Origin of the sequence: Halomonas sp. A3H3 (assembly GCF_000982975.1) — a bacterium.
GTDB lineage: Bacteria > Pseudomonadota > Gammaproteobacteria > Pseudomonadales > Halomonadaceae > Vreelandella > Vreelandella titanicae.
The window spans coordinates 3,318,392-3,339,129 of sequence record NZ_HG423343.1; the positions used below are offsets into that span (position 1 = coordinate 3,318,392).

Below are 20,738 nucleotides of genomic sequence, written 5' to 3' on the forward strand. Positions count from 1 at the left end.
CCTTCCTGTCATCGCGAGCGAAGCGCGGCGATCTCGACTTGAGTGCCACCGCGGGTAGAGATTGCTTCGTCGCAGGCTCCTCGCAATGACATATAAGCTAGTATATTTAGTTGATATGAAAAAAAGCCAGCGTTCGCTGGCTTTTTGGTGTTCTGGTGCTGCGTTGAGTCCAGTTTGGGGGCTTAATCCAGATTGCGGGAGTAGAAAATTTCCAGCATCTCTTTACGCAAACGGCCCTCGATATCCCGGGCTTCTTCAAAGGTAATATCGCGACGCGACGTGCCGAACAGGTAGTTATCCAGTTCGAAGTCTTTGAGCAGCATCTTGGTGTGGAACATGTTCTCCTGATACACGTTGACGTCCATCATCTGATACGCATTCTTGGTGTCTTCAGCGAGGTAGTCTTGAATGGAAGTAATACCGTGATCGATAAACAGTTTTTTGCCATCCACATCGCGAGTAAAGCCACGCACCCGGTAATCCATGGTGACGATATCGGAGTCGAAGCTGTGGATCAGGTAGTTCAGCGCTTTTAATGGGCTGATATGACCACAGGTGGAGACATCAATATCCAGGCGGAAGGTGCTAATACCGTTGTCGGGGTGCGACTCGGGGTAGCTGTGCACCGTCACGTGGCTTTTATCCAGGTGGCCAACCACCGTCTCCGGTAGCGGGCCGGGACCTGGCTCAATTTGCTCAGGCGCCGCCTCATCAAGCTCATGTTCGGCGATCAAAATCGTCACGCTCGCGCCGTGGGGCTCGTAGTCCTGGCGGGCGATATTGAGCACATGGGCGCCGATGATATTGGTGACGTCTTTAAGAATCTGCGTCAAACGTTCGGCGTTATACAGCTCATCGATATAGTCGATGTAAGCCGCCGTCTGCTCTTCGGTTTTGGCATAACAGATATCGTAAATGTTGAAGCTCAGCGAGCTAGTCAGGTTGTTAAACCCGTGGAGTCGGAGATTGTCTGTCACGTCCGAGCCTCCTCCATAATCTCAAAGGAATGGGTGATCTCAACGCCGCCGTTAACGAGCATGATCGAGGCACTGCAGTATTTTTCAGCGGAGAGCTCAACCGCGCGGGCCACCTGCTTCTCTTTCAGCGCGCGACCGGTCACCACGAAATGGACGTGGATCTTGGTAAAAACGGCGGGCACTTCATCGGCGCGTTCGGCGTCTAGCTCAGCAACGCAGTCGGTCACATTGGCACGCGCTTTATCAAGAATATTCAAGATATCAAAAGCGGTGCAACTGCCCATGCCCATTAGCAGCATTTCCATTGGGCGAGGCCCTGTGTTGCGACCACCGTGGTCGGGCGGGCCGTCGATCACAACGCTGTGCCCGCTACCGGATTCCGCCACGAATTGGCGGCCTTCTGTCCATTTTACCCGTGCTTTCACGTTGCTCTCCTCATCTAGGCGACGAAAGGTAAGTCGCGCAGCATAACATTTCTTGGCCTGCGCGCCTCTTCTCAGCGCCGCTGTTGAACATTGCTAATGTTCGGCATGCGCCAGCCACTTTCATAAATGGCTGTTTTACCTGTCACACTCGGATTGTAAAGATACACCCAGGCGAGACCAAAACAGGTGGTTATCTGCTGGCGGTCATACTCACCCTCTGACGGCGCATCGATGCGGTAGTCCTCTAACCAGTCTAGCTGGGCCAGATGGTCAATACTGATCTGATAGACTTCAATCGTCACCCCTTTTGACCGCTGCCATTTGGCACCGGGGTAGGGGCCAATATCGTAAAGCGTGAGCGCTTTAGTAACGTCGCTCCCGAGCAGAGTGGCTCCGTTTAGCCAGTGGGCATTGTTGAAACCTTGCTTGAGCGTGCCGTAGACCGCTACCCGTGGAGTGTTGGCGATTGCCTCACGTAAGTGGTGCGAATGCATAGGCTAACCCCTTTCGCTCTGTAGCTGGCGTTCCAGCGCCGCCAGTCGTTCAGGGGTTCCAACGTCGACCCAATGCCCTTTATAGTGCTCGCCGCTTACCCGGTTGTTATCGATAGCAGTTCTCAGCAGTGGCGCCAAGGCAAAGGCGCCCTGGGGTTGTCCGGCGAGCAGCCCTGGGTGAATCACGCTGATACCTGAGTAGGTCAAACGCTCAGTGCTGGTTTGATTCACGCGCCCTCCTGCTAGTCCAAAATCCCCACTGGCGTGATGAGAAGGGTTTTCCACCAGCATCAGGTGAGCCAGATCATTGCCTTGCAGCGCGTGCTGGGTGGGGAGCGCTGCGCACCAAACATCGCCGTTAATCAACAGAAACGGCGCCTCGCCAAGCATCGGCAGCGCTTGCTGAATACCGCCTCCGGTTTCCAACGGTTCGGTTTCGCGACTCCAGTGAATGTGCAGTCCATAGGCGTCACCATCGCCGAGCGCTGCGATAATCTGCTCTGCACGGTAGCTGACATTGATGACGACCTCATGAATACCTGCCTGGCGAAGACGCGCCAGGTGGTGCACGATTAGCGGCTTGCCCGCCACGGGCAGCAGCGGCTTGGGGCAGTGGTCGGTGAGCGGGCGCATTCGCTTGCCTAGGCCTGCGGCTAAAATCATCGCTTTCATGACGGTATTTCCGCTAGTCGTTTCATAATGGCAGGTCGTAAGGTGAGTTGGAGCCACTCAGCGAACTCAGCCTGCTCGGTCAGAAACGAAAAGCTATCTTCCAGATGATCCAGAAAGTGGGGTAAGCGCTCGAGATAGCCACTTTTTTGATCGCGCAGGGTTAAGCGGCAGAAAATCCCCAGCACTTTTAGTGAGCGCTGGGCAGCCATCGCGTGGCACTGGAGCAGAAAAGTGGCAAAATCGACACTGCTGGGCAGTCGACCATCATGGCGGGCCTGGTGATAAAAAGCCTCGACAAAGCCAGCGAACTGCTCATTGCTAAAGCGGCAGTATCTCCCCCGTAACAGCGAGATCACATCGTAGCTGAGCGGGCCAGCCACGGCGTCCTGAAAGTCGATCATAAACAGACGCTGATCGTGCAGCATCAGGTTCATGGCATCAAAATCACGGTGCACAGTCACTACCGGCTGCGCTAAGGCATGCTGGATAAGCTGTTCACGAACAACGTGCCAGCTCTCTGGCGATGGCAGCGTTAACCAAGCGCTGAGACACCACTCGGGAAACAGGTCGAGTTCGCGGCCCAACAACGCCGTATCATACACGGGCAGCGAGTCAGGGCCTGCGCGATTTTGCAGCTCGGCGATCAGCGTGAGAGCCTGCTGATGGTAAGCCTGTATGCTAGCGTCGTCGCTAAACAAACACTGTAGGGGGGTGTTACCCAAGTCTTCAAGCAGCAGAAAGCCGTCCGCCAGGTTGGTGGCGTGCACCTTGGGTACCGGCAGTCCGGCGCTTCGCCAGCGCTTGGCAATGGTTACAAACGGCTGGGAGTCCTCTTGCTCAGGCGGGGCATCCATGACCACCTGGGTGGTGCCGTCGGGTAGTGTTAGGCGAAAATAGCGCCGAAAACTCGCATCGCCCACGGCGGATGAAAGCGAAATATCGGTCTCAGAGAGACCGTTTTGTTGGGCGGCCCACATGGTGAGGGCGTTAATCCGATATGAGGACATGCAAGCTCCTTGCTGGTCGGGCATCATGCGGGCTGTATAATACCGATTCTGGATGCCAAGGATAACGAACATGGGCAAGCGATTTTCGCGCACGTTGCCGGTTGCGCATACGCTGATGGGCAGTTTGCTTGCTGGCGCCTCGTTTACAGCGGTGGCTCAGGGTCAAACCATGTCCGCTGAAGCGTTGGATTGGCAACCCTGGGGGGAAGAGGAAGCGGCTAACCAACTGTGCCGGGGCCGCTATGTAATGCCCAGCTACCGCTTGCCAGCGGAAGATAACCCGGAAACCGTCTCGTTGGAGGCCCGGGAAGTCGATTACGCTGCCGATGGCGAAGCATTGCTACGCGGCGATGTGGTACTGCGCCGCGGCAATGAAGAAGTGGAAGCGGAGCGTATCTTTTTACCCGCTGACCGTCAGCAGGTCGACGCAGAAGGTAATATCGCCATCCGCGATGGGCGCGCTTTGGTGCGTGGCGAACAGGCGATGCTCCGGCTAAACGAAGATCGGGCCACCCTGGGTGACAGCCACTATGTGCTCTACGAGCAGCATCTGCGCGGTCAGGCTAGTCAGCTAGAGCAGACTGGGGAGGGCGAGTACCGCCTGCAAGACGCAAGCTTCACCACCTGTGATCCAGGCGCCAATAGCTGGCAACTGGTCAGCAGCGATATTCGTTTGAACCAAGCCGAAGGCTTTGGCACAGCGCGTCATGCGCGCCTGGAAGTGAAAGATGTGCCGGTATTTTACTGGCCATGGCTGCGCTTTCCCATCGACGATCGCCGCCATACAGGCTTGCTGTCTCCGTCGATTGGCTTTTCAACGGACGGTTTTGACTACGCCCAGCCGTTTTATTGGAATATTGCCGCAAACCACGATGCGACGATCACGCCGCGCTGGATGAGTGACCGCGGGCTGTTGATGAACGGTGAGTACCGCTACCTGTTTGAGGAGAGCTCGGGCATTGTTGAAGGCGGCTATTTAAACAGTGATAACGGTGGCTCTGGCGGCGGAGAAAATCGCTTTGAGGGTGATGATCGCTGGTATGTGGATGCCCGCCATGCGGGGCGGATAAATGAGCGCAGTAATTATCGGCTGCGCTACGGGGCCGCCAGCGACGGTCGCTATTTCGATGACTTCGGCGGTGAGTTTGGCGAGCGCGAGCGCGCCAGTATGGAGCGTTTGGCCCAGGTCGATTACCGCGGCCAGCGCTGGCAGTTGGATGCCCGCGCCCAGGGTTTCCAGCGCTTGGAAGACCCCCTTAGCGATAGCGATAAACCTTTTTATCAACTGCCGAGCCTGAGCGCGAATGCCAACTGGCAGTTCGACAACGGGCTATATACCCAGTGGCGATCAAACGCGACCTATTTTTGGCGCGACGTGGATGAGCGCCGCGTTCCGGAGCGCGAAGCGGCCACCGGTAGCCGTTTGCACCTAATGCCTGCGGTTGGCTGGCGTTTCGAGCGCCCTTGGGGCTACCTGGAGCCGCGTACCGAGCTGTGGAACACTGCTTACGAACTGGATTACGGCGAGCGCGACACACAGCGTAGCGACTCACCCAGCCGCAGTGTTGCGCTGACCTCCATCGACAGTGGGCTCGTCTTTGAGCGTGAACTCGCCCTGGGGGGGCGGGACTACCGCCAAACCCTGGAGCCACGTCTTAACTACGCTTATGTGCCGCGTACCGATCAGAGCGAACTGCCTGACTTTGACAGTCGCGAACGCGCTTTCTCCTGGGATCAGCTTTGGTCAGCCCAGCGCTTTTCCGGCACTGACCGCGTTGGCGATCTCAACCGGCTCTCTTACGGCGTGCAGTCACGCTTATTGGAAGATGCCTCCGGTCGTGACCGGCTTTCGTTCGGGGTAGGTCAGAGCGTTTACTTTGATGACCGCCGTATCGATAGTGAGGGCGACGCCGATACGTTGCCGGATCGGCCGGAAGACAACCCAAGCGTCAATCCGGAAAGCCGCTATCAGGCTACGCGGGATCGTTCGCCTTTGGTCACCCGCCTTGACTGGCAGATTAATGATCGCTGGAGCAGCGGAGCAGAATGGCTCTACGATGACCACCGGGAACGCACCGAACGATCAAGTGTTGATGTTAGTTACCGGCATCCCGAAGGGCACGTAGTGAACCTTGGCTACCGTTGGGAGATCGAAGGGTTCGATCCAGGCGTATTGCCGGGCGATAACGGCTTTCGCGACTATAACCGCGAAGAGTGGGATCTCTCATTTGCCTGGAAAGCCAGCACCAACATTGATTTGATTGGCCGCTACCTGCACGATCAAACCAATGAACGCTCACTGGAGCAATTGGCAGGCGTGCAGTGGAACAACTGCTGTTACGGTCTGCAGTTGGTGTGGCGCGAATGGGTAGATGACAATGACACCGCACCCATTAATGATGACTTTAATGATCGCGGGCTATTTTTACGCTTCGTATTCCGTGGCTTAGGCGGCGTTGGCCAGGATGCGGATAGCTATTTTGAACAGACCATTCCTGGCTATCGTCCGACTGCCCTGTAAATGACTTCCATAGAATGGCTAATGAAAGAGACGTTTGTTATGAAAATGAGAAAGCCCCTGCTAGGCCGTATGAAACAGCTATCCGCTGGTAGCCTGCTCGCTTTGTGTGTAGGCGCAGGCCTTGCATTGGCCCCGCTAGCCCTTCAGGCGCAGAACTTCCAGTCTCCCCAGCGTCAAGTGCTGGACAGCGTCGTGGCCGTGGTCAATAACGATGTGATTATGCGCAGCGAATTAGATGATCGCATGACGCAAATCGAGCAGCAGGCGCAGGCCCAGGGTGGTAATCTCCCTCCGCGCTCCCAGTTGGAGCGTCAGGTGCTTGAGCGCATGGTGATGGAAGAGATTCAACTGCAGATGGCGAAAGATGCCAACTTGAGCGTCGATGATACCGAGCTCAATGGGCAGGTGCGCTCGATTGCCGAATCCAATGGCATGACGCTTGATCAGTTTGCCGATGCCGTGGAAGCTGATGGTATGACGCTGGCCAGCGTGCGCGAAGATATTCGCCGCGAAATGCTGATGCGTCAGGTGCAGCAGCGCCAAATTAGCAACCGCGTATCGGTCAGCGACCGCGACGTTGAGCGCTTTCTAAACCAGCAGCCCGGCCAGTCTGGCGAGCAGAACTTTATTGAAGAGATCCGTGCCCGCCACGTGCTGATTGCACTGACCCCTAATCGCGATGAAAACCAGGCCCGCGCGCGAGCGGAAGAGGTACGTCAGCGCCTTTCACAAGGCGAGGATTTTGCTTCGGTGGCGCGTGAGATGAGTGACGACAGTGGCACTGCCCTCAACGGCGGCGAACTGGGCTGGGTTCGCCCAGGGCAAACCGTACCCGCCTTTGAAGAGGCGATGCGCGACCTGGATGTTAACCAGGTATCTCAGCCGGTTCGCTCTCAGTTTGGCTACCACGTCATTGAAGTAGAGGAGCGCCGTCGTCAAAACGTTACCCAAGAGAGCCAGCGTGAGCAGGTGCGCCAAGCGATCTTCCAGCGTCGCGCGAACGAAGAGTTAGAGACCTGGCAACAAGAGATTCGCTCCCAGGCCTTTGTTGATATTCGACTCTAATGTTAGTGGATACTTTATCATCCGATAGCGCGCTGCCGGTGGTGGTAACTACCGGCGAGCCAGCGGGCATTGGCCCCGAGCTAATGCTGATGCTAGCGGCCCAGGGCATCCTCCCCGCGGGTACAGTAGCGATTGGCGACCCGGATATGCTGCGCCAGCGTGCAGCAGCGCTGGGATTAAGTGTCACGGTGATTGAATGTTCGCCTGGCGAGTACCCAAGTGGCACCCATGGTTTGCCGGTCTGGCCGGTTGCGCTGAACGAACCGGCCACGCCGGGCGTTCTCAATCCGGCCAACGCTGATTATGTGCTGGCTACCTTGGCGCTGGCGGTGGATGCCTGCCAAAAAGGTCAGGCGGCCGCTATGGTTACGGCGCCACTTCATAAAGGCGTCATCATCGAAGGTGGTCACCCAGCCTTTACCGGCCACACTGAGTGGTTGCGCGATGCCTGCGGCGTCGATGAGGTGGTAATGATGCTCGCCACCGATACGGCGCTGCATGCGGCGTCACCAAGCTGGCAGGGTAGTGGCGATCTGCGTGTGGCGCTGGTGACCACCCACTTGCCGCTGCGCAATGTTGCCGACGCTATCACCTTTGAGCGGGTAACCCGTATTAGCCGACTGCTAGCGGCTGATTTGCAGCGCCAGTTTGGTATCGCCAAGCCACGCATCGCAGTGTGCGGTTTAAACCCTCACGCTGGAGAGGATGGTCACCTGGGGCGCGAGGAGCTGGATGTTATTATTCCCGCCCTTGATGCACTGCGCGCTGAGGGAATGGATATACTTGGCCCCTTGCCCGCCGACACACTGTTTACCCCCAGGCATTTGGCTGGTGTCGATGCGGTGCTGGCGATGTACCACGACCAGGGTTTAGCGGTGTTAAAATACGCAGGCTTTGGTCAGGCCGCTAACATTACTCTGGGCTTGCCATTGGTACGCACTTCGGTCGACCATGGCACCGCGCTGGATCTGGCAGGCAAAGGCGTGGCAGATCCCGGCAGCCTAAACGTCGCTATCGCCCTTGCGCGCCGTCTAGCTGCAAGGCGGTTGTCTGCTGAGATATAACCTGCTCTGGCACCGATTCGTGCAAACGACCAGTTGCAACAGTGCTGGCTACTACATACTCCCGATTGAATCCGCACCCCAAGGAACACCGTTTGATGTCTACTGTGCCCCAACACCGCGCTCGTAAACGCTTTGGTCAGAATTTTTTACGCGACCTTGGCATTATCTCGCGGATCGTTCGCGCCGTTGGCCCGCGCTCGACGGATCGCCTCGTCGAAATTGGCCCAGGCCAGGGGGCGCTGACCGAGCCGCTGCTGGAAGCCGCGGGGCACTTGGAGGTGATCGAACTCGACCGCGATCTGGTTCCCGGTTTGCGGGTACAGTTTTTCAACTATCCCGATTTTGTGATTCATGAAGGCGACGCACTGAAGTTCGATTTTGCTGCGCTGAAAGGCGATGGGCCCGCGCTACGCGTGGTAGGCAACCTACCCTACAACATCTCCACACCACTGATAATACATCTGCTGGCTGCAGGAAGTGCCATACAAGATATGCACTTTATGCTGCAAAAAGAGGTGGTTGAACGCTTAGCCGCAGAACCCGGCGGTGCTGATTGGGGGCGTCTGTCGGTTATGGCTCAGTACTACTGCCAGGTCGAACAGCTGTTTATCGTGCCGCCGGAAGCCTTTGTGCCACGACCCAAAGTCGACTCCGCCATTGTGCGCTTAACCCCCCATGAAACGCTGCCCCATACGGCGGATGACCCAGCGATGCTGTTTGAGCTGGTGAAGCTCGCCTTTGGTCAGCGGCGCAAAACGCTGCGCAATAACTTCAAAGGGCGGGTGAGTGCCGACACCCTGGAAGATCTGGGCATTGACCCCATCCGCCGTCCGCAAACGTTGACCGTGGCGGAGTACGTGGCGATTGCCAACCGTGTCGCCGCCGATGAGCAGGCAAGCGGTGAGCGGGGCAGCCAAACGTGAGTGGCCTAGCAATCAAAGTGAGCGTCGTCCCTAGCTATCGCGCTGATGAGTCTAACGATGGAGAGTCGCGCTATGTGTTTAGCTACACCGTGACTGTCCACAATCAGAGCCCCCATAGCGTTCAGCTGATGGCGCGCTACTGGAAAATCACCCAGGGCAGCGGCGACTGCCAGGAAGTCCGCGGCAAAGGCGTCGTCGGCCAACAGCCGCTAATTGGCCCCGGCCAGAGTTTTCGTTACACCAGTCGCGCCATTCTGCAAACCCCGGTGGGGGTGATGGAGGGTGCCTATACGCTGTTGGATACCTCTACTCAGCGTGTTTTTGAGGTAGCCATTACTCCTTTTAGGTTAGCCGTACCGCTTCAGCTCCATTAGACAGTTTGGGTTAGCCTGCTCTCCAGGTGATCGCAAAGCCGCAGGGCCAGCTGTACTAGCGTTAACGTCGGGTTGGCGTGCCCGGCGCTGGCAAAAACGCTGGAACCCGCCACATAGAAGTTATCCTGGGCAAACAGTCGGCAGTCGGGGTTAACAATGCCCTCCTCGGCATTAAGACTCATACGCGTGCCGCCCATATGGTGACGGCCAGCCAACTCGCCCTCGGTAGGCAGTTGTACCGGCGTATCGGCGAGCCAGTCAGCCAGTTGTAGCCTACCTACCTCATTGTCGCGCAGATACTCCCCCAATAGCAGCATGCTCTCGCGGATAGTATGACGATCCAGCTCGGACTGCTGCCACATCAATCGGCCGCGGGGTACGCCCAGCTCATCCAGCTCTTCGCTTAACTCTATGCGATTGTCAAAGCGAGGTTCTTGCTCCCAGGCAGCTCTTAGCACCGCGCCGTGTATCACCCGCCCCTGGGCCTGCCAGATACGCAGCCGTCCCGCCAGCGTGGGGGCCTGATTCGCGAGCTCGTCAATCAGTTCCTGGGTGGCTTCAGCGCTCATGCGGTGCAAGCGCAGCCCACAATTCAGTATTTGGCGTGAGCTGATGGATTGAGCGGTGGGGGAGAGGAACACGTTGTAATCCTCGTCCAGCCCCAGTGCCGCTGGCTCAAAAATTAGCGCCTGACCCACCGTGGCGTGGGGGTGCTCCATCCAGTAATGCCCTAGGGTGTCGGCTTGAGGTATAAGCTGGCCATTTAACTGTTGGTTGCACCACAGCAGCAAGCGCGAGTTTTCGATGCCGCCACAGGCCAGCACAAAGTAGCGCGCCTGAACCTTTCGGTAATCGCCTTGGTAGTTTTTGAAGATAGCGCCGGTGACTTTGCCATTCTGGCTTTCCAGCGCCACCAAGTTGGCCGTTAGGCAGCACTCCAACGTGTTCGATTCGCTTAGCGTGGTGGCATATTTCTCCTTCAGACGCGTCGGGTGGCCCAGTGAGAAATAGATGCGCTTGAGCCCAGAATCCGTGATCGGCTGATCAGCAGGCGTAGGCGCCAAGTCGAGCACGCTGGCCGCGGCGCGGTAGTAGGGCGATAACGCATCCCGGCCAATAGGCCAGGCCGTCTCACTGGCAGCACTTTTGGCGGTAAAGTCATAGTGATCGAGTGGTCGGCAGATGCCGCCCCAGTGGTTGGTCGACCCGCCCAAATAGCGCAGGCGAGCGCCATAGAGGGGAATATAAGGGGCGCCGACGACTTCGCCCCGGTAGCACTCCTGGGAGCGTTCGCTGTAGTCCGCATCGCCACCTTCGCAGAGCAGTACGCGGTGGCCCCGCTCGGCCAGGGTAACGGCCATGGAAATGCCCGCCGCACCCGCGCCGATAATGCAGACATCCACTGCATGGCTGTGTTCGCTAATGTCCTCAAAAGCGATATACATCAGCAGTCACTGCTGCGCAGGAGCCAACCATTAACCGTCACCGCAGCGGGCGGTGGGCCAAGTTTGGGCGCGGCGGCTCGTGCGGCTGGAAGAAGCATTGTGCCGGGGAGTATGAGTGCGCCAATACCTGCCAGCGTTGCCGCTTTCAGTAGCCCGCGTCGAGAGTAATCCATTGTCATAAGCGTACCGTTTTCCTTAACAGTTGTTGAGGCGGCTACTCGAGTGACTAGCTACTCAATTGACTAACTGCGCGATTGAGCAGCTAAGCTAGCAAGAGGCTCAAGAGCGCCAAAGCGTACTTTTATAGTGATCCAGGTTTGTAATTTTCACCAGTGCTAATCATCAACATAAGCCACCAACGACAGGCATAGGATGTCGGTGAAGTGGTAGTATTCAGCCTACTCATTTTATTAAAAAGGTCTCGTGCATGAGCACCTATGCGATCGGCGATCTGCACGGCTGTCACGCCGAATTTGTAGCCCTTCTTGAGAAGCTCAGCTTCAACCCCGCGCGGGATACGCTATGGCTGGTGGGCGATTTGATTAATCGTGGGCCTGGTTCATTGGAGTGTCTGCGAGAAGTGCGCGCACTGGGTAGCTCGGCACGCAGCGTATTGGGCAACCACGATTTTCATTTGCTGGTCGTAGCGCGCGGCGGCGGCAAGCTGAGAAAAAACGATACCCTGGGCGATATTCTGGGTGCACCTGATCGCGAAGTGTTGCTGGATTGGCTACAGAGCCAACCGCTTAGCGTGTTTGAAAACAGTACGCTAATGACCCACGCGGGGCTGCTTCCCCAATGGAGCGTAGCCCAGACCGAATCTTTAGGGCGCGAAGTGCAGATGGCGCTAGGCAGTGAGGCATCCGGTGAGTTTTTAACCCAGCTGTTTGGTAACCAGCCGGATAGCTGGCACGATGATTTAGACGGCATGGATCGGCTGCGCCTGACTGTCAATGTGCTGACTCGGATGCGCTTTATTGATGCCCAGGGCCGTTTGGACTTTGCGGCCAAAGAGGGATTGGACAGTGCCCCGGAGGGCTTTCTGCCCTGGTTTCAATACCCGCGCGACGATGACACCCGGCTACTCTTCGGCCACTGGGCGGCGCTTGAGGGGAATACCCCCCAGGCGCGGGTACCCGTTGAGGCGCTGGATACGGGCTGTGTTTGGGGTGGACGTCTAACCGCGCTCAATCTGGACAGCGGCGAGCGAACCAGTGTAGCTAGCCTTCAGCAGGAAAAACGACAGTGAAAGAGACCAATAGTGATCCCCGCTTAGCGGGCTTGAACGTGTATCGGGTAGGCGGCGCCGTGCGCGATGAGTTACTCGGCTGGCCGGTATATGACAATGACTGGGTCGTGGTGGGCGCTACGCCAGACGCCATGCGCAGGCGTGGTTTCAAGCCTGTGGGGCGAGACTTTCCGGTTTTTTTGCATCCCGAAACCTCTGAGGAGTACGCCCTGGCCCGCACCGAACGCAAGTCGGGCCACGGTTATGGCGGGTTTGAAGTGCACGCCAGCCCCGATGTCAGTCTGGAAGAGGATCTGTTGCGGCGTGATTTAACCATTAATGCCATCGCCCAGAGTACGGAAGGTGAATTAACCGACCCTTTTAATGGTCAAGGCGATATCGAACGGCGCGTGTTGCGGCATATCTCTGCGGCGTTTAGCGAAGACCCGCTGCGAGTACTACGTACCGCACGTTTTCTGGCCCGCTATGCGTCACTGGGCTTCACCATTGCCCCTGAAACCCTGACGCTAATGCGTAAGGTGAGCCACAGCGGCGAACTTGAGCACCTGGCCGCCGAGCGGGTGTGGGTCGAAACGGAAAAAGCGCTGGGTGAGCCAAGCCCAGAGGTCTATTTCACCACCCTTGAACGTTGCGATGCGCTCAACGTCTGGTGGCCAGAATTGGTGGGCGAAGCGTTAGTGAAGGGGTTGGCAGCGATGGCTCAGGTGCCTGATAGCGACATGTTCGCATTGGCTCATTGGCGCCATGCGCAGCTGGTATCGCCGCTAAGCGATGAGCAGCGCGATGCCTTGTCTGAACGGCTCAAACTGCCCAATGCCGTTGCCCAATTGGCTCGCCATACCGCGCTTACCTATTCTTTAATAAACCATTCGCTAACAAACCATCCATTAACCAACCATGCGCTGCCTTCCGACGCATTAGAGGGCCCCAGCGTGCTACGTTGGCTGGAACGTTTGGATGGTTGGCGTAAGCCTGAGCAGGTCGAGGGGCAGCTGGCGTTAGTCAAGGTGCTGGCACCTGAGCTGATTGGCCCGCTTGAAAACGCCTGGAAAGCTGCTCGGGCGGTAAGCCCCCAAGCACTGATAGCCGAGGGGTATCAAGGGGCGGCGCTGGGCGAGGCCTTGCGAGAGCGCCGCAGGCAGGCCGTGGAGGCGGCGCTAACCAAGTAATTTACCGGCGTGCCGCCGCCAGCAGGGGCTGTTCGTCAGCTTGGGAGACCCAGCGGCCGCGCCAGCTGAAATCCACCGCCCAGAGGCGTTGGCTACCAAGCTCAAAGGCGCTCCATAGCGCGGCATAGGGCGTGCCGCAGCGGGGGTGGCACTGATTGGGGAGAAGCTCAGCAAGCGGCTGTAGCACGAACGCATTATGGGTAATTTCGCTACGCGGTAAGGCGATTTCGTCAACCGTGCCGCAGAGGCTGCCCACGGTGAGCAAGTCGATATCCAGCGCGCGGGGACTAAATTTGGCAAGACCAGGCAGGCGGCCATGCTCTATTTCCAGTTGCTTCCCCCATGCCTGAAGTTCGCCGGGTGTCCAAGCACTGTGAAACGCCACCACCAGGTTGTAGAAATTGCGGCTGTCGGCGAAACCGACCGGCTCGCTTTCAAACACACGGGAGATCTGCAGGGGGCCGAAGGTATCAGCAAGCGCATCCAGGCAGCAGCGAATATGCCGAGTAGGGTGAATATTGCTGCCTAAGCTGACGGTCACCTGGTTCATGCGCTGATCTCCTGGGTTGCCTCCGGCAGGTTGCCGCGGGTGATTTCCAGGCCGACGCTAACGGCGTTGGCAACCGCGCCCGGTTTACGTACCGTTAAGCGCAGCCAAGTGATGGGGAAATCTGTACGCAGGCATTCAGCGAGCCGTTCGGCAAAGGTCTCTACCAGGGCGAACTGATGGGCATCGGCAAACTGCTGAATGCGCTGGCAGATAGCAGCGTAATCCAGGGTAAGGCGCAGATCGTCAGTGGCTGCCGCCGAGCGAATGTCGGTCGCCAACACCAAGTCTAAGCTTAGCGACTGTTGAATCGAGCGCTCCCAGTCGTAGACACCAATCACGGTATCGACGCTTAACGCTTCAATCAAAATGCGATCCATCCAGCTTCCCCCTACGGTAACAAGCGGGCGATTGTACGTTAGGATGGGGCTAAACGACAGTATATCGGGCCACAAAGCGAGCATGGCGCCATGGTATGGATAGTGGTGGGTTATTTAAGTGGCAGTTGGCTGGCAGCGCTGAGCGTTTGCCGCCTGGCGGGTGTGGGCGACCCCCGTCAACACGGTTCATTTAATCCCGGCTTTTCCAACGTACTGCGCCTATATGGCCCCCGCTTAGCGGCAGCCACCCTGCTGTTAGACGCCTTAAAAGCCATGCCTGCTGTTTTGGGTGCCAAGCTGATGGGCTATCCGGTCTGGCTGCAGGGGCTTGTGGGATTGGCAGTATTGCTAGGCCACAGCTTTCCACTGTGGCATGGCTTTCGTGGCGGTAAAGCGGTCGCCAGTGCCTTTGGTGTGTTGTTGGTATTAGTGCCTCAGGTGGCGTTACTGAGTGCATCGATATGGGCGCTGCTAGCGTGGCGATTAAAAACAGCTGCGCTGGCGTCGCTAGTGAGTGCTCTCGTGGCGCCGCTGGCCTGCGGCTGGCTGGCACCGGAGTACGTCATGGTGGTGGGTGGATTCAGCCTGCTGGTGCTGGCACGTCACGGGCTTAATATTCGCCGACTGCGACGCGGTGAGGAGCCACCGTTTCGTGGTTCTTAGGGTGAGACAGGCGGTATCAACTGATCGAGAGGCCAGCGGGGCGTCGCCTGCATCATGCCAGAAGTGTCGCACTCTCCCGCTGCCAGGCGTTGAGCACCCACATAGGCAATCATGGCGCCATTGTCGGTACAGAATCGCCCGCGCGGGTAGTAGGCGCGGGCTTGGCGTTTTTCGCACTCAGTCTGCAGTCGTTCGCGCAGGCGATGGTTGGCGCTGACTCCGCCCGCCACCACTAAGCGCTTCAAGCCGGTTTGATCCAGCGCTCGACGGCACTTAATCACCAGCGTATCGACAACGGCCTCTTCAAAGGCGCGGGCAACGTCGGCGCGGGCCTGGGCGTCGAATTCGTCGGCTGTTTCCAACTGGCGAATGGCCGTCATGGTGTGGGTTTTTAGGCCCGAAAAACTGAAGTCTAGCCCTGGCCGGTCGGTCATGGGGCGCGGGAAGCGAAAGCGCTTGGGGTCACCCTGTTCCGCCAGCTTGGCGACCTGAGGGCCGCCTGGGTAGGCCAGTCCGAGCATCTTGGCAGCTTTATCAAACGCTTCACCAGCCGCGTCATCCACCGATTCGCCGAGCAGTTGATAGCGACCCAGCCCCTGAACTTCGACGAGCTGGGTATGGCCGCCGGAGACCAGCAGCGCCACGAAAGGGAACTCGGGTGGCTCGTCTTCCAGCATCGGTGCCAGTAAATGGCCTTCCATATGGTGTACGCCGAGCACGGGGATGTTCAAGGCCCGAGCCATGCCATGGGCGGTACTGGCACCCACCATTAATGCGCCGACTAAGCCGGGGCCTGCGGTGTAAGTGATGCCATCCAGGTCGCGGCGCGTTAGCTTGGCGTCGCCGAGCACTTGCTCGATCAGCGGCAGCAGTTTGCGGGTGTGATCGCGAGAGGCGAGTTCGGGCACTACGCCGCCAAATTCTGCATGCATGGCGATTTGGCTATACAGCGCATCGGCAAGCAGCCCCTGGCCGCCGGTTAACGAGGTGTCGTAAAGCGCGACACCCGTTTCGTCGCAGGATGTTTCAATGCCCAGAACTCGCATAAAAAGGGACTCTCAAAGGCTATTCAAAAGATGTAAAGGTGAAAACAGAAGGGCGCTAGTCTAGCATTATCGCCGTGGATCAGCGTAAGCATTTGCAAAGATGGTCAACGGCGACTAAACTACTGTGCGCTGTAAAACTGGGTCGTACACCGTGTTCTAAAATGTAATATCGCAGTGTACGTACTATCCGAACTCAAGACTCCTTAAGGTAGGTGAGTGCTTAATGCCTTCTGTAAAAGTACGTGATAACGAGCCGTTTGACGTCGCCCTGCGTCGCTTCAAGCGTTCTTGCGAAAAAGCCGGTGTTCTTTCTGAAGTACGCCGCCGCGAGCACTATGAGAAGCCGACTGCTGAGCGTAAACGCAAAGCGGCAGCTGCCGTAAAACGCCACGCTAAGAAAGTTCAGCGTGAGCAAAAGCGTTTCGAACGGCTCTATTGATCCGTACCCGAGGGGGCCGGAGCAGTTAGCTGGTCGTCTCAAGAGGGATGCCAAGCGGCCGCCACTAGGTGGCCGTTTGTTTTTGACTGTTGTTCTTCAAAGCTGTCGTTGCTAAAGGCCGTCGCTGTTTATGATGATCTGATCTGGCAATGGGTCTGATGACCTTAGGCAGTGTTTTAAAAAACTGGTTTTGAAAACTGGTTTTAAAAAACAGGGCTTTTAAAAACAGTCTCGAAAGTTAGCGCTTTGCGCGAGGATGCCCGTAGTTCATGGCAGGCCAAATTCCACAGCGTTTCATTGATGATCTGTTAGGCCGCGTTGACGTGGTCGAGGTGGTTGGTGAGCGCGTGCAGCTTAAAAAGGCTGGTCGTAACTACTCTGGGCTGTGTCCCTTCCATCAAGAGAAAACCCCATCGTTTACCGTCAGTGCTGATAAGCAGTTTTATCACTGCTTTGGCTGCGGAGCTAATGGTAATGCACTACGCTTCTTGATGGAGTACGACAAACTACCGTTTCCTGAGGCGGTAGAGCAGTTGGCCGGTCGCCTGGGTATTGAAGTGCCGCGTGAAGGCGCTGATGACCCGCGTGCCCAGCAGCGTGAAAAGAAGCGCAAAGAGGGTGTTAACCTGCTCGAACTCGCCGCCAGTTTTTATCGCGAGCGATTAAAGATGCAGGAGGGCCAGCCTGCCCAACGCTATTTGTCGGGTCGTGGGCTCTCGGACGAGGTGATCAAGACCTACGGCATTGGCTATGCCCCGGCGGGTTGGGAGGCGCTAAAACAGCACCTCAGCGAGCGCGGTATTGGTGAGCCAGTGCAGGTGGAGTACGGCCTGCTGATTCACCGTGAGGATACCGGGCGTACCTACGACCGTTTTCGTGATCGGGTAATGTTCCCCATTCGCGATTTGCGCGGTCGTACGATTGCCTTTGGTGGTCGAGTGATGGGCGATGACCAGCCCAAATATCTCAACTCTCCGGAAACACCCGTATTCCATAAAGGTCGTGAGCTTTACGGCTTGTATGAGGCGCGCCAAGCCTCGAACAAGCTTGAGCAACTGGTCATGGTCGAAGGCTATATGGATGTGGTGGCACTGGCGCAATACGGTATTCATAATGCTGTGGCGACGCTGGGTACCGCCACCACAGAAGACCATTTGACCCGCCTGTTTCGACTGGTGAGTCGCGTAGTGTTCTGTTTTGACGGTGATCGTGCTGGGAGGCAGGCGGCTAGCCGGGCATTGGAAACCGCACTGCCGCAAATGATTGATGGCCGTGAAGCGCGCTTTCTGTTTCTGCCCGAAGGTGATGACCCGGATACCCTGGTGCGTCGTGAAGGCACCCAGGCATTTCAGGATCGCGTGACCTGTGCCATGCCTCTGTCGGAGTTTCTATTCGAACAGGCGGCCCAAGGGCGCGACTTGAATACCGTGGAAGGGCGCGAGCGGTTTGCCAGTCAGGTGCTCGAAGCATTGAACAAAGTGCCTGAAGGCATGCTCAAATCGCTACTGCTGGAGTCACTGGCAAAGCGTAGTGGGCTGGCGCAAGAGCAGTTGAAAGTGCTGCTCGAAAAGCGTTCCCAGGCGTCGCAGCGATCCGTCACCCAAGGTGATGTTTCGCAGGAGCCGGTAGAGCAGTTGGAGTCCGAATCGGCCTCATCCGCCATGAACAACGGCGCTGTTTTGGCAGCGCCAGCCCGCTCATCGCGCTCACGTTCTCAGGCGCTCTCCCCGGTTGGGCGTATCGTGCAGCTGTTATTGCATGAGCCCAACCTGGTGGCCACGCTCCCTGATCATTTGGAGTGGTTGCCGGAAGATGACGATGCGCCGCTATGCCGCGAGCTGATTGAGTTGCTCAATGCAGGGCGCTACCGCAGCCCACAAGTGGTGTTGGCGCATTTTCAAGGCAGCCAGCAGGGGCAGGCCTTGGCGGCTTTCGCCAAGCGCGAGCTGTTGATTCCCAAGGCAGATCGGGAAGCAGAGCTGAAGGGGTTGGTGGAACACTTGCAGTACGTTCAGCGCCAGCGTTCTCCTCAAGAGGAGTACACGGCGTTGCTGGCGCAGGAGCGCGCTGGGCAAAAGTTGGATAAGGAGCAGCGCCAGCGTTTGGCAAGCTTGGTAATGGAGCTTGCTCAGCGCCAATGAGGCGGTGTCTTGGGCGATGGGGGTTGAATTCCTAGCGTTTCAGCACCAGATATAGGGTCAGCCACCGAGCGTTGGCCTAACCGAACAAACTAACACACCTGAATTACCGCGCAAATACGTCGAGCTGGAAAATTTCCTGCTTTTTACGCTATACTGTACGGCTTGTTGAGTTTAATCGATTCAGCGCTCCAGGTGTTTCATTCTTCTTCGTCGAGATAGGGTTTCTATGGCTGGAAATGCGCAGCAGCAGTCGCGTCTGAAGGAGTTGATCGCTCGAGGCAAGGAACAGGGTTACCTGACCTATGCCGAGGTCAACGACCATCTACCTGAGGATATCGCCGACCCGGATCAAGTGGAAGACATCATTGGCATGATCAACGACATGGGTATAAGTGTCGCTGAAGAAGCGCCAGATGAAGACACTTTGATGATGTCGGATCAATCCACGGACGAGTCCGCTGCGGAAGAGGCCGTAGCGGCCCTTGCCGCCGTGGAAAGCGATGTAGGCCGCACCACTGACCCCGTACGCATGTATATGCGTGAAATGGGCACGGTTGAGCTTTTGACCCGTGAAGGCGAAATCGAAATCGCCAAACGGATCGAAGAGGGTACCCGTGAAGTTATGTCGTCTCTGGCCTATTTGCCGGGTGCCGTCGCGTCTATTTTGGACGCCTATGACGCTACCCAGGATGAAGAAGCGCCGGGGCGTCTTTCGGATCTGTTTTCTGGTTTCATCGATCCCGATGAGGGTATCCCCGGCGTTGCCGAAGCAGAGGTGCCCGAACCGGAGCCTGAAGCCGAGATTGACGACGACATTGAGAGCGACGGCGACGATGAGGACGAGGATTCTACGGCTAGCGAGGGCGGCCCGGATCCTGAAGAAGCGCGTGCGCGTTTCGAGCAGATTCGCGAGCAGAACGCCTTGGTGGAAGAGGCGTTTGCCAAGCATGGCCGCGGCAGTGCTGAGTTAAAGGCCGAGCAAGCCCGCTTGGCGGTGCTTTTCTCGCCTATCAAGCTGGTGCCTAAGCACTTCGAGCGCTTGGTCGGTCAGGTGCGTATCAGTGTTGAGCAGGTGCGTGCCCAAGAGAAAGCGGTCATGCAGCTGTGCGTGAAAAAAGCCAAGGTGCCGCGTAAGACGTTTATCAAGTCGTTTCCTGGTAATGAGTCGAGCAAAACATGGCTGGATGAATTCCAGGCAGCGCAGAGCAAGTACGCAGACCGCCTTGAGCCGCTGCGCGCCGATATTGCTCGTGCTCAGCGCAAGATCGCCTTCGAAGAGGATATGGTGCAGCTCTCGGTTGCCGACCTTAAAGAGGTGAATCGCAAGCTCTCGATTGGTGAGGCGAAAGCTCGCCGTGCCAAGAAAGAGATGGTTGAGGCTAACCTGCGCTTGGTGATTTCGATCGCCAAGAAGTACACCAACCGTGGTTTGCAGTTCTTGGATCTCATCCAGGAAGGCAACATCGGCTTGATGAAAGCGGTCGATAAGTTCGAATACCGTCGTGGTTATAAGTTCTCGACTTACGCCACCTGGTGGATTCGTCAGGCAATTACCCGCTCGATTGCCGACCAGGCGCGCACCATCCGTATTCCGGTGCATATGATTGAGACGATCAACAAGCTCAATCGCGTATCGCGCCAGATGTTGCAGGAAATGGGCCGTGAGCCAACGCCGGAAGAACTCGGCGAGCGTTTGGAAATGCCGGAAGATAAAGTACGCAAAGTGCTCAAAATCGCCAAAGAGCCGATCTCCATGGAGACGCCGATTGGTGACGACGATGATTCACACCTGGGTGACTTTATCGAAGACGGCACCATGCTGCTGCCCATTGACATGGCTACCGGTGAAGGTCTTATCGAAGCAACGCGCAACGTGTTAGGCGGCTTGACCGCCCGCGAAGCGAAGGTACTGCGCATGCGTTTCGGTATCGATATGAACACCGACCATACCCTGGAAGAGGTGGGCAAGCAGTTTGACGTAACCCGTGAGCGAATTCGTCAGATTGAAGCCAAAGCGCTGCGTAAGCTGCGTCACCCCAGCCGCTCTGAGCCGCTGCGTTCGTTCCTCGACGAGTGAATGTCGTAAGTGGTGAGTGGTGAATAGAAAGTAGTCGCCGCTAAGACCCAAAAGCCCGCC

21 protein-coding genes are annotated in these 20,738 nt (G+C 57.2%); 11 read left to right on the top strand and 10 right to left on the bottom strand.

Annotated features, from left to right (window positions below; all coding sequences use genetic code 11):
• Window positions 1-182 precede the first annotated feature (182 nt).
• The 5 genes from speD to HALA3H3_RS14790 all read right to left on the bottom strand — a co-directional run bounded on the left by speD (window position 183) and on the right by HALA3H3_RS14790 (window position 3,575).
• The gene (gene speD, locus HALA3H3_RS14770) at window positions 183-977 is read right to left on the bottom strand and encodes an adenosylmethionine decarboxylase (RefSeq protein ID WP_022522363.1); all 795 of its coding nucleotides are present in this window, start codon (window positions 975-977) and stop codon (window positions 183-185) included.
• Window positions 974-1,402, bottom strand: coding sequence for an OsmC family protein (locus tag HALA3H3_RS14775; RefSeq protein WP_022522364.1), 429 nt, complete (start codon window positions 1,400-1,402; stop codon window positions 974-976). Before HALA3H3_RS14775 ends, speD begins: the two co-directional genes overlap by 4 nt.
• 71 nt (window positions 1,403-1,473) lie before the next feature.
• Window positions 1,474-1,896 (bottom strand): gamma-glutamylcyclotransferase family protein, encoded by a 423-nt coding sequence (locus HALA3H3_RS14780; protein WP_022522365.1) that lies wholly within the window; start codon window positions 1,894-1,896, stop codon window positions 1,474-1,476.
• Window positions 1,897-1,899: 3 nt separating this feature from the next.
• Window positions 1,900-2,568 carry an N-acetylmuramate alpha-1-phosphate uridylyltransferase MurU gene (gene murU / locus HALA3H3_RS14785; protein WP_022522366.1) on the bottom strand — a complete coding sequence of 223 codons (669 nt, stop codon included), beginning with the start codon at window positions 2,566-2,568 and terminating at the stop codon, window positions 1,900-1,902.
• Window positions 2,565-3,575, bottom strand: coding sequence for an aminoglycoside phosphotransferase family protein (locus HALA3H3_RS14790; protein WP_022522367.1), 1,011 nt, complete (start codon window positions 3,573-3,575; stop codon window positions 2,565-2,567). The genes murU and HALA3H3_RS14790 overlap by 4 nt, the downstream gene beginning before the upstream one ends.
• A gap of 70 nt (window positions 3,576-3,645) precedes the next feature.
• Between HALA3H3_RS14790 and HALA3H3_RS14795 the strand changes: the two genes are divergently transcribed.
• The 5 genes from HALA3H3_RS14795 to apaG all read left to right on the top strand — a co-directional run bounded on the left by HALA3H3_RS14795 (window position 3,646) and on the right by apaG (window position 9,522).
• Window positions 3,646-6,096, top strand: a complete 2,451-nt coding sequence (locus HALA3H3_RS14795; RefSeq protein ID WP_022522368.1) for an LPS-assembly protein LptD — start codon at window positions 3,646-3,648, stop codon at window positions 6,094-6,096.
• A gap of 39 nt (window positions 6,097-6,135) precedes the next feature.
• Entirely contained in the window at window positions 6,136-7,161 is a 1,026-nt protein-coding gene (locus tag HALA3H3_RS14800; RefSeq protein ID WP_022522369.1) for a peptidylprolyl isomerase, read from the top strand.
• Window positions 7,161-8,225, top strand: a complete 1,065-nt coding sequence (gene pdxA, locus HALA3H3_RS14805) for a 4-hydroxythreonine-4-phosphate dehydrogenase PdxA (protein WP_022522370.1) — start codon at window positions 7,161-7,163, stop codon at window positions 8,223-8,225. Before HALA3H3_RS14800 ends, pdxA begins: the two co-directional genes overlap by 1 nt.
• Window positions 8,226-8,320: 95 nt before the next feature.
• The gene (gene rsmA, locus HALA3H3_RS14810) at window positions 8,321-9,148 is read left to right on the top strand and encodes a 16S rRNA (adenine(1518)-N(6)/adenine(1519)-N(6))-dimethyltransferase RsmA (protein ID WP_022522371.1); all 828 of its coding nucleotides are present in this window, start codon (window positions 8,321-8,323) and stop codon (window positions 9,146-9,148) included.
• Complete coding sequence (gene apaG, locus HALA3H3_RS14815; RefSeq protein ID WP_022522372.1) at window positions 9,145-9,522, top strand: Co2+/Mg2+ efflux protein ApaG; 378 nt, start codon at window positions 9,145-9,147, stop codon at window positions 9,520-9,522. Before rsmA ends, apaG begins: the two co-directional genes overlap by 4 nt.
• On the opposite strand, the gene HALA3H3_RS14820 is transcribed toward apaG, so the two are convergent.
• Window positions 9,519-10,967, bottom strand: a complete 1,449-nt coding sequence (locus HALA3H3_RS14820) for an FAD-dependent oxidoreductase (protein ID WP_022522373.1) — start codon at window positions 10,965-10,967, stop codon at window positions 9,519-9,521. The genes apaG and HALA3H3_RS14820 overlap by 4 nt on opposite strands.
• Complete coding sequence (locus HALA3H3_RS14825) at window positions 10,967-11,146, bottom strand: twin-arginine translocation signal domain-containing protein (protein WP_022522374.1); 180 nt, start codon at window positions 11,144-11,146, stop codon at window positions 10,967-10,969. Before HALA3H3_RS14825 ends, HALA3H3_RS14820 begins: the two co-directional genes overlap by 1 nt.
• A 248-nt stretch (window positions 11,147-11,394) precedes the next feature.
• On the opposite strand from HALA3H3_RS14825, the gene HALA3H3_RS14830 reads away from it, so the two are divergent.
• Together HALA3H3_RS14830 and HALA3H3_RS14835 are read left to right on the top strand one after the other, a co-directional pair.
• Complete coding sequence (locus HALA3H3_RS14830; protein WP_022522375.1) at window positions 11,395-12,216, top strand: symmetrical bis(5'-nucleosyl)-tetraphosphatase; 822 nt, start codon at window positions 11,395-11,397, stop codon at window positions 12,214-12,216.
• Window positions 12,213-13,385 carry a CCA-adding enzyme gene (locus HALA3H3_RS14835; protein ID WP_022522376.1) on the top strand — a complete coding sequence of 391 codons (1,173 nt, stop codon included), beginning with the start codon at window positions 12,213-12,215 and terminating at the stop codon, window positions 13,383-13,385. The genes HALA3H3_RS14830 and HALA3H3_RS14835 overlap by 4 nt, the downstream gene beginning before the upstream one ends.
• 1 nt (window position 13,386) lies before the next feature.
• Here HALA3H3_RS14835 and folK read toward each other — a convergent pair whose 3' ends face one another.
• Both folK and folB read right to left on the bottom strand, forming a co-directional pair.
• The gene (gene folK, locus HALA3H3_RS14840) at window positions 13,387-13,935 is read right to left on the bottom strand and encodes a 2-amino-4-hydroxy-6-hydroxymethyldihydropteridine diphosphokinase (protein WP_022522377.1); all 549 of its coding nucleotides are present in this window, start codon (window positions 13,933-13,935) and stop codon (window positions 13,387-13,389) included.
• Window positions 13,932-14,312, bottom strand: a complete 381-nt coding sequence (gene folB, locus HALA3H3_RS14845; RefSeq protein ID WP_022522378.1) for a dihydroneopterin aldolase — start codon at window positions 14,310-14,312, stop codon at window positions 13,932-13,934. Before folB ends, folK begins: the two co-directional genes overlap by 4 nt.
• 90 nt (window positions 14,313-14,402) lie before the next feature.
• Between folB and plsY the strand changes: the two genes are divergently transcribed.
• Window positions 14,403-14,975, top strand: a complete 573-nt coding sequence (gene plsY, locus HALA3H3_RS14850; protein ID WP_022522379.1) for a glycerol-3-phosphate 1-O-acyltransferase PlsY — start codon at window positions 14,403-14,405, stop codon at window positions 14,973-14,975.
• Here plsY and tsaD read toward each other — a convergent pair.
• On the bottom strand, window positions 14,972-16,021 hold the full coding sequence (tsaD, locus tag HALA3H3_RS14855) for a tRNA (adenosine(37)-N6)-threonylcarbamoyltransferase complex transferase subunit TsaD (RefSeq protein WP_022522380.1): 1,050 nt from the start codon (window positions 16,019-16,021) through the stop codon (window positions 14,972-14,974). The two genes, plsY and tsaD, sit on opposite strands and share 4 nt — an antisense overlap.
• 223 nt (window positions 16,022-16,244) lie before the next feature.
• Between tsaD and rpsU the strand changes: the two genes are divergently transcribed.
• The 3 genes from rpsU (at window position 16,245) to rpoD (ending at window position 20,678) form a co-directional block, all read left to right on the top strand.
• Window positions 16,245-16,460, top strand: coding sequence for a 30S ribosomal protein S21 (rpsU, locus tag HALA3H3_RS14860; protein WP_008956349.1), 216 nt, complete (start codon window positions 16,245-16,247; stop codon window positions 16,458-16,460).
• Between the two features lie 269 nt (window positions 16,461-16,729).
• Entirely contained in the window at window positions 16,730-18,601 is a 1,872-nt protein-coding gene (gene dnaG / locus HALA3H3_RS14865) for a DNA primase (RefSeq protein ID WP_022522381.1), read from the top strand.
• Window positions 18,602-18,827: 226 nt separating this feature from the next.
• Window positions 18,828-20,678: an RNA polymerase sigma factor RpoD gene (rpoD, locus tag HALA3H3_RS14870; protein ID WP_022522382.1), complete on the top strand. Its 1,851-nt coding sequence runs from the start codon at window positions 18,828-18,830 to the stop codon at window positions 20,676-20,678.
• Window positions 20,679-20,738 lie beyond the last annotated feature (60 nt).

Bases quoted from the DNA above. Each gene is read 5' to 3' on its own strand.
- HALA3H3_RS14780 (WP_022522365.1), bottom strand. From the start codon at position 1,896: ATGCATTCGCACCACTTACGTGAGGCAATCGCCAACACTCCACGGGTA.
- murU (WP_022522366.1), bottom strand. From the start codon at position 2,568: ATGAAAGCGATGATTTTAGCCGCAGGCCTAGGCAAGCGAATGCGCCCG.
- HALA3H3_RS14790 (WP_022522367.1), bottom strand. From the start codon at position 3,575: ATGTCCTCATATCGGATTAACGCCCTCACCATGTGGGCCGCCCAACAA.
- HALA3H3_RS14795 (WP_022522368.1), top strand. From the start codon at position 3,646: ATGGGCAAGCGATTTTCGCGCACGTTGCCGGTTGCGCATACGCTGATG.
- HALA3H3_RS14800 (WP_022522369.1), top strand. From the start codon at position 6,136: ATGAAAATGAGAAAGCCCCTGCTAGGCCGTATGAAACAGCTATCCGCT.
- pdxA (WP_022522370.1), top strand. From the start codon at position 7,161: ATGTTAGTGGATACTTTATCATCCGATAGCGCGCTGCCGGTGGTGGTA.
- rsmA (WP_022522371.1), top strand. From the start codon at position 8,321: ATGTCTACTGTGCCCCAACACCGCGCTCGTAAACGCTTTGGTCAGAAT.
- HALA3H3_RS14820 (WP_022522373.1), bottom strand. From the start codon at position 10,967: ATGTATATCGCTTTTGAGGACATTAGCGAACACAGCCATGCAGTGGAT.
- HALA3H3_RS14825 (WP_022522374.1), bottom strand. From the start codon at position 11,146: ATGACAATGGATTACTCTCGACGCGGGCTACTGAAAGCGGCAACGCTG.
- HALA3H3_RS14830 (WP_022522375.1), top strand. From the start codon at position 11,395: ATGAGCACCTATGCGATCGGCGATCTGCACGGCTGTCACGCCGAATTT.
- folK (WP_022522377.1), bottom strand. From the start codon at position 13,935: ATGAACCAGGTGACCGTCAGCTTAGGCAGCAATATTCACCCTACTCGG.
- folB (WP_022522378.1), bottom strand. From the start codon at position 14,312: ATGGATCGCATTTTGATTGAAGCGTTAAGCGTCGATACCGTGATTGGT.
- plsY (WP_022522379.1), top strand. From the start codon at position 14,403: ATGGTATGGATAGTGGTGGGTTATTTAAGTGGCAGTTGGCTGGCAGCG.
- tsaD (WP_022522380.1), bottom strand. From the start codon at position 16,021: ATGCGAGTTCTGGGCATTGAAACATCCTGCGACGAAACGGGTGTCGCG.
- rpsU (WP_008956349.1), top strand. From the start codon at position 16,245: ATGCCTTCTGTAAAAGTACGTGATAACGAGCCGTTTGACGTCGCCCTG.
- dnaG (WP_022522381.1), top strand. From the start codon at position 16,730: ATGGCAGGCCAAATTCCACAGCGTTTCATTGATGATCTGTTAGGCCGC.
- rpoD (WP_022522382.1), top strand. From the start codon at position 18,828: ATGGCTGGAAATGCGCAGCAGCAGTCGCGTCTGAAGGAGTTGATCGCT.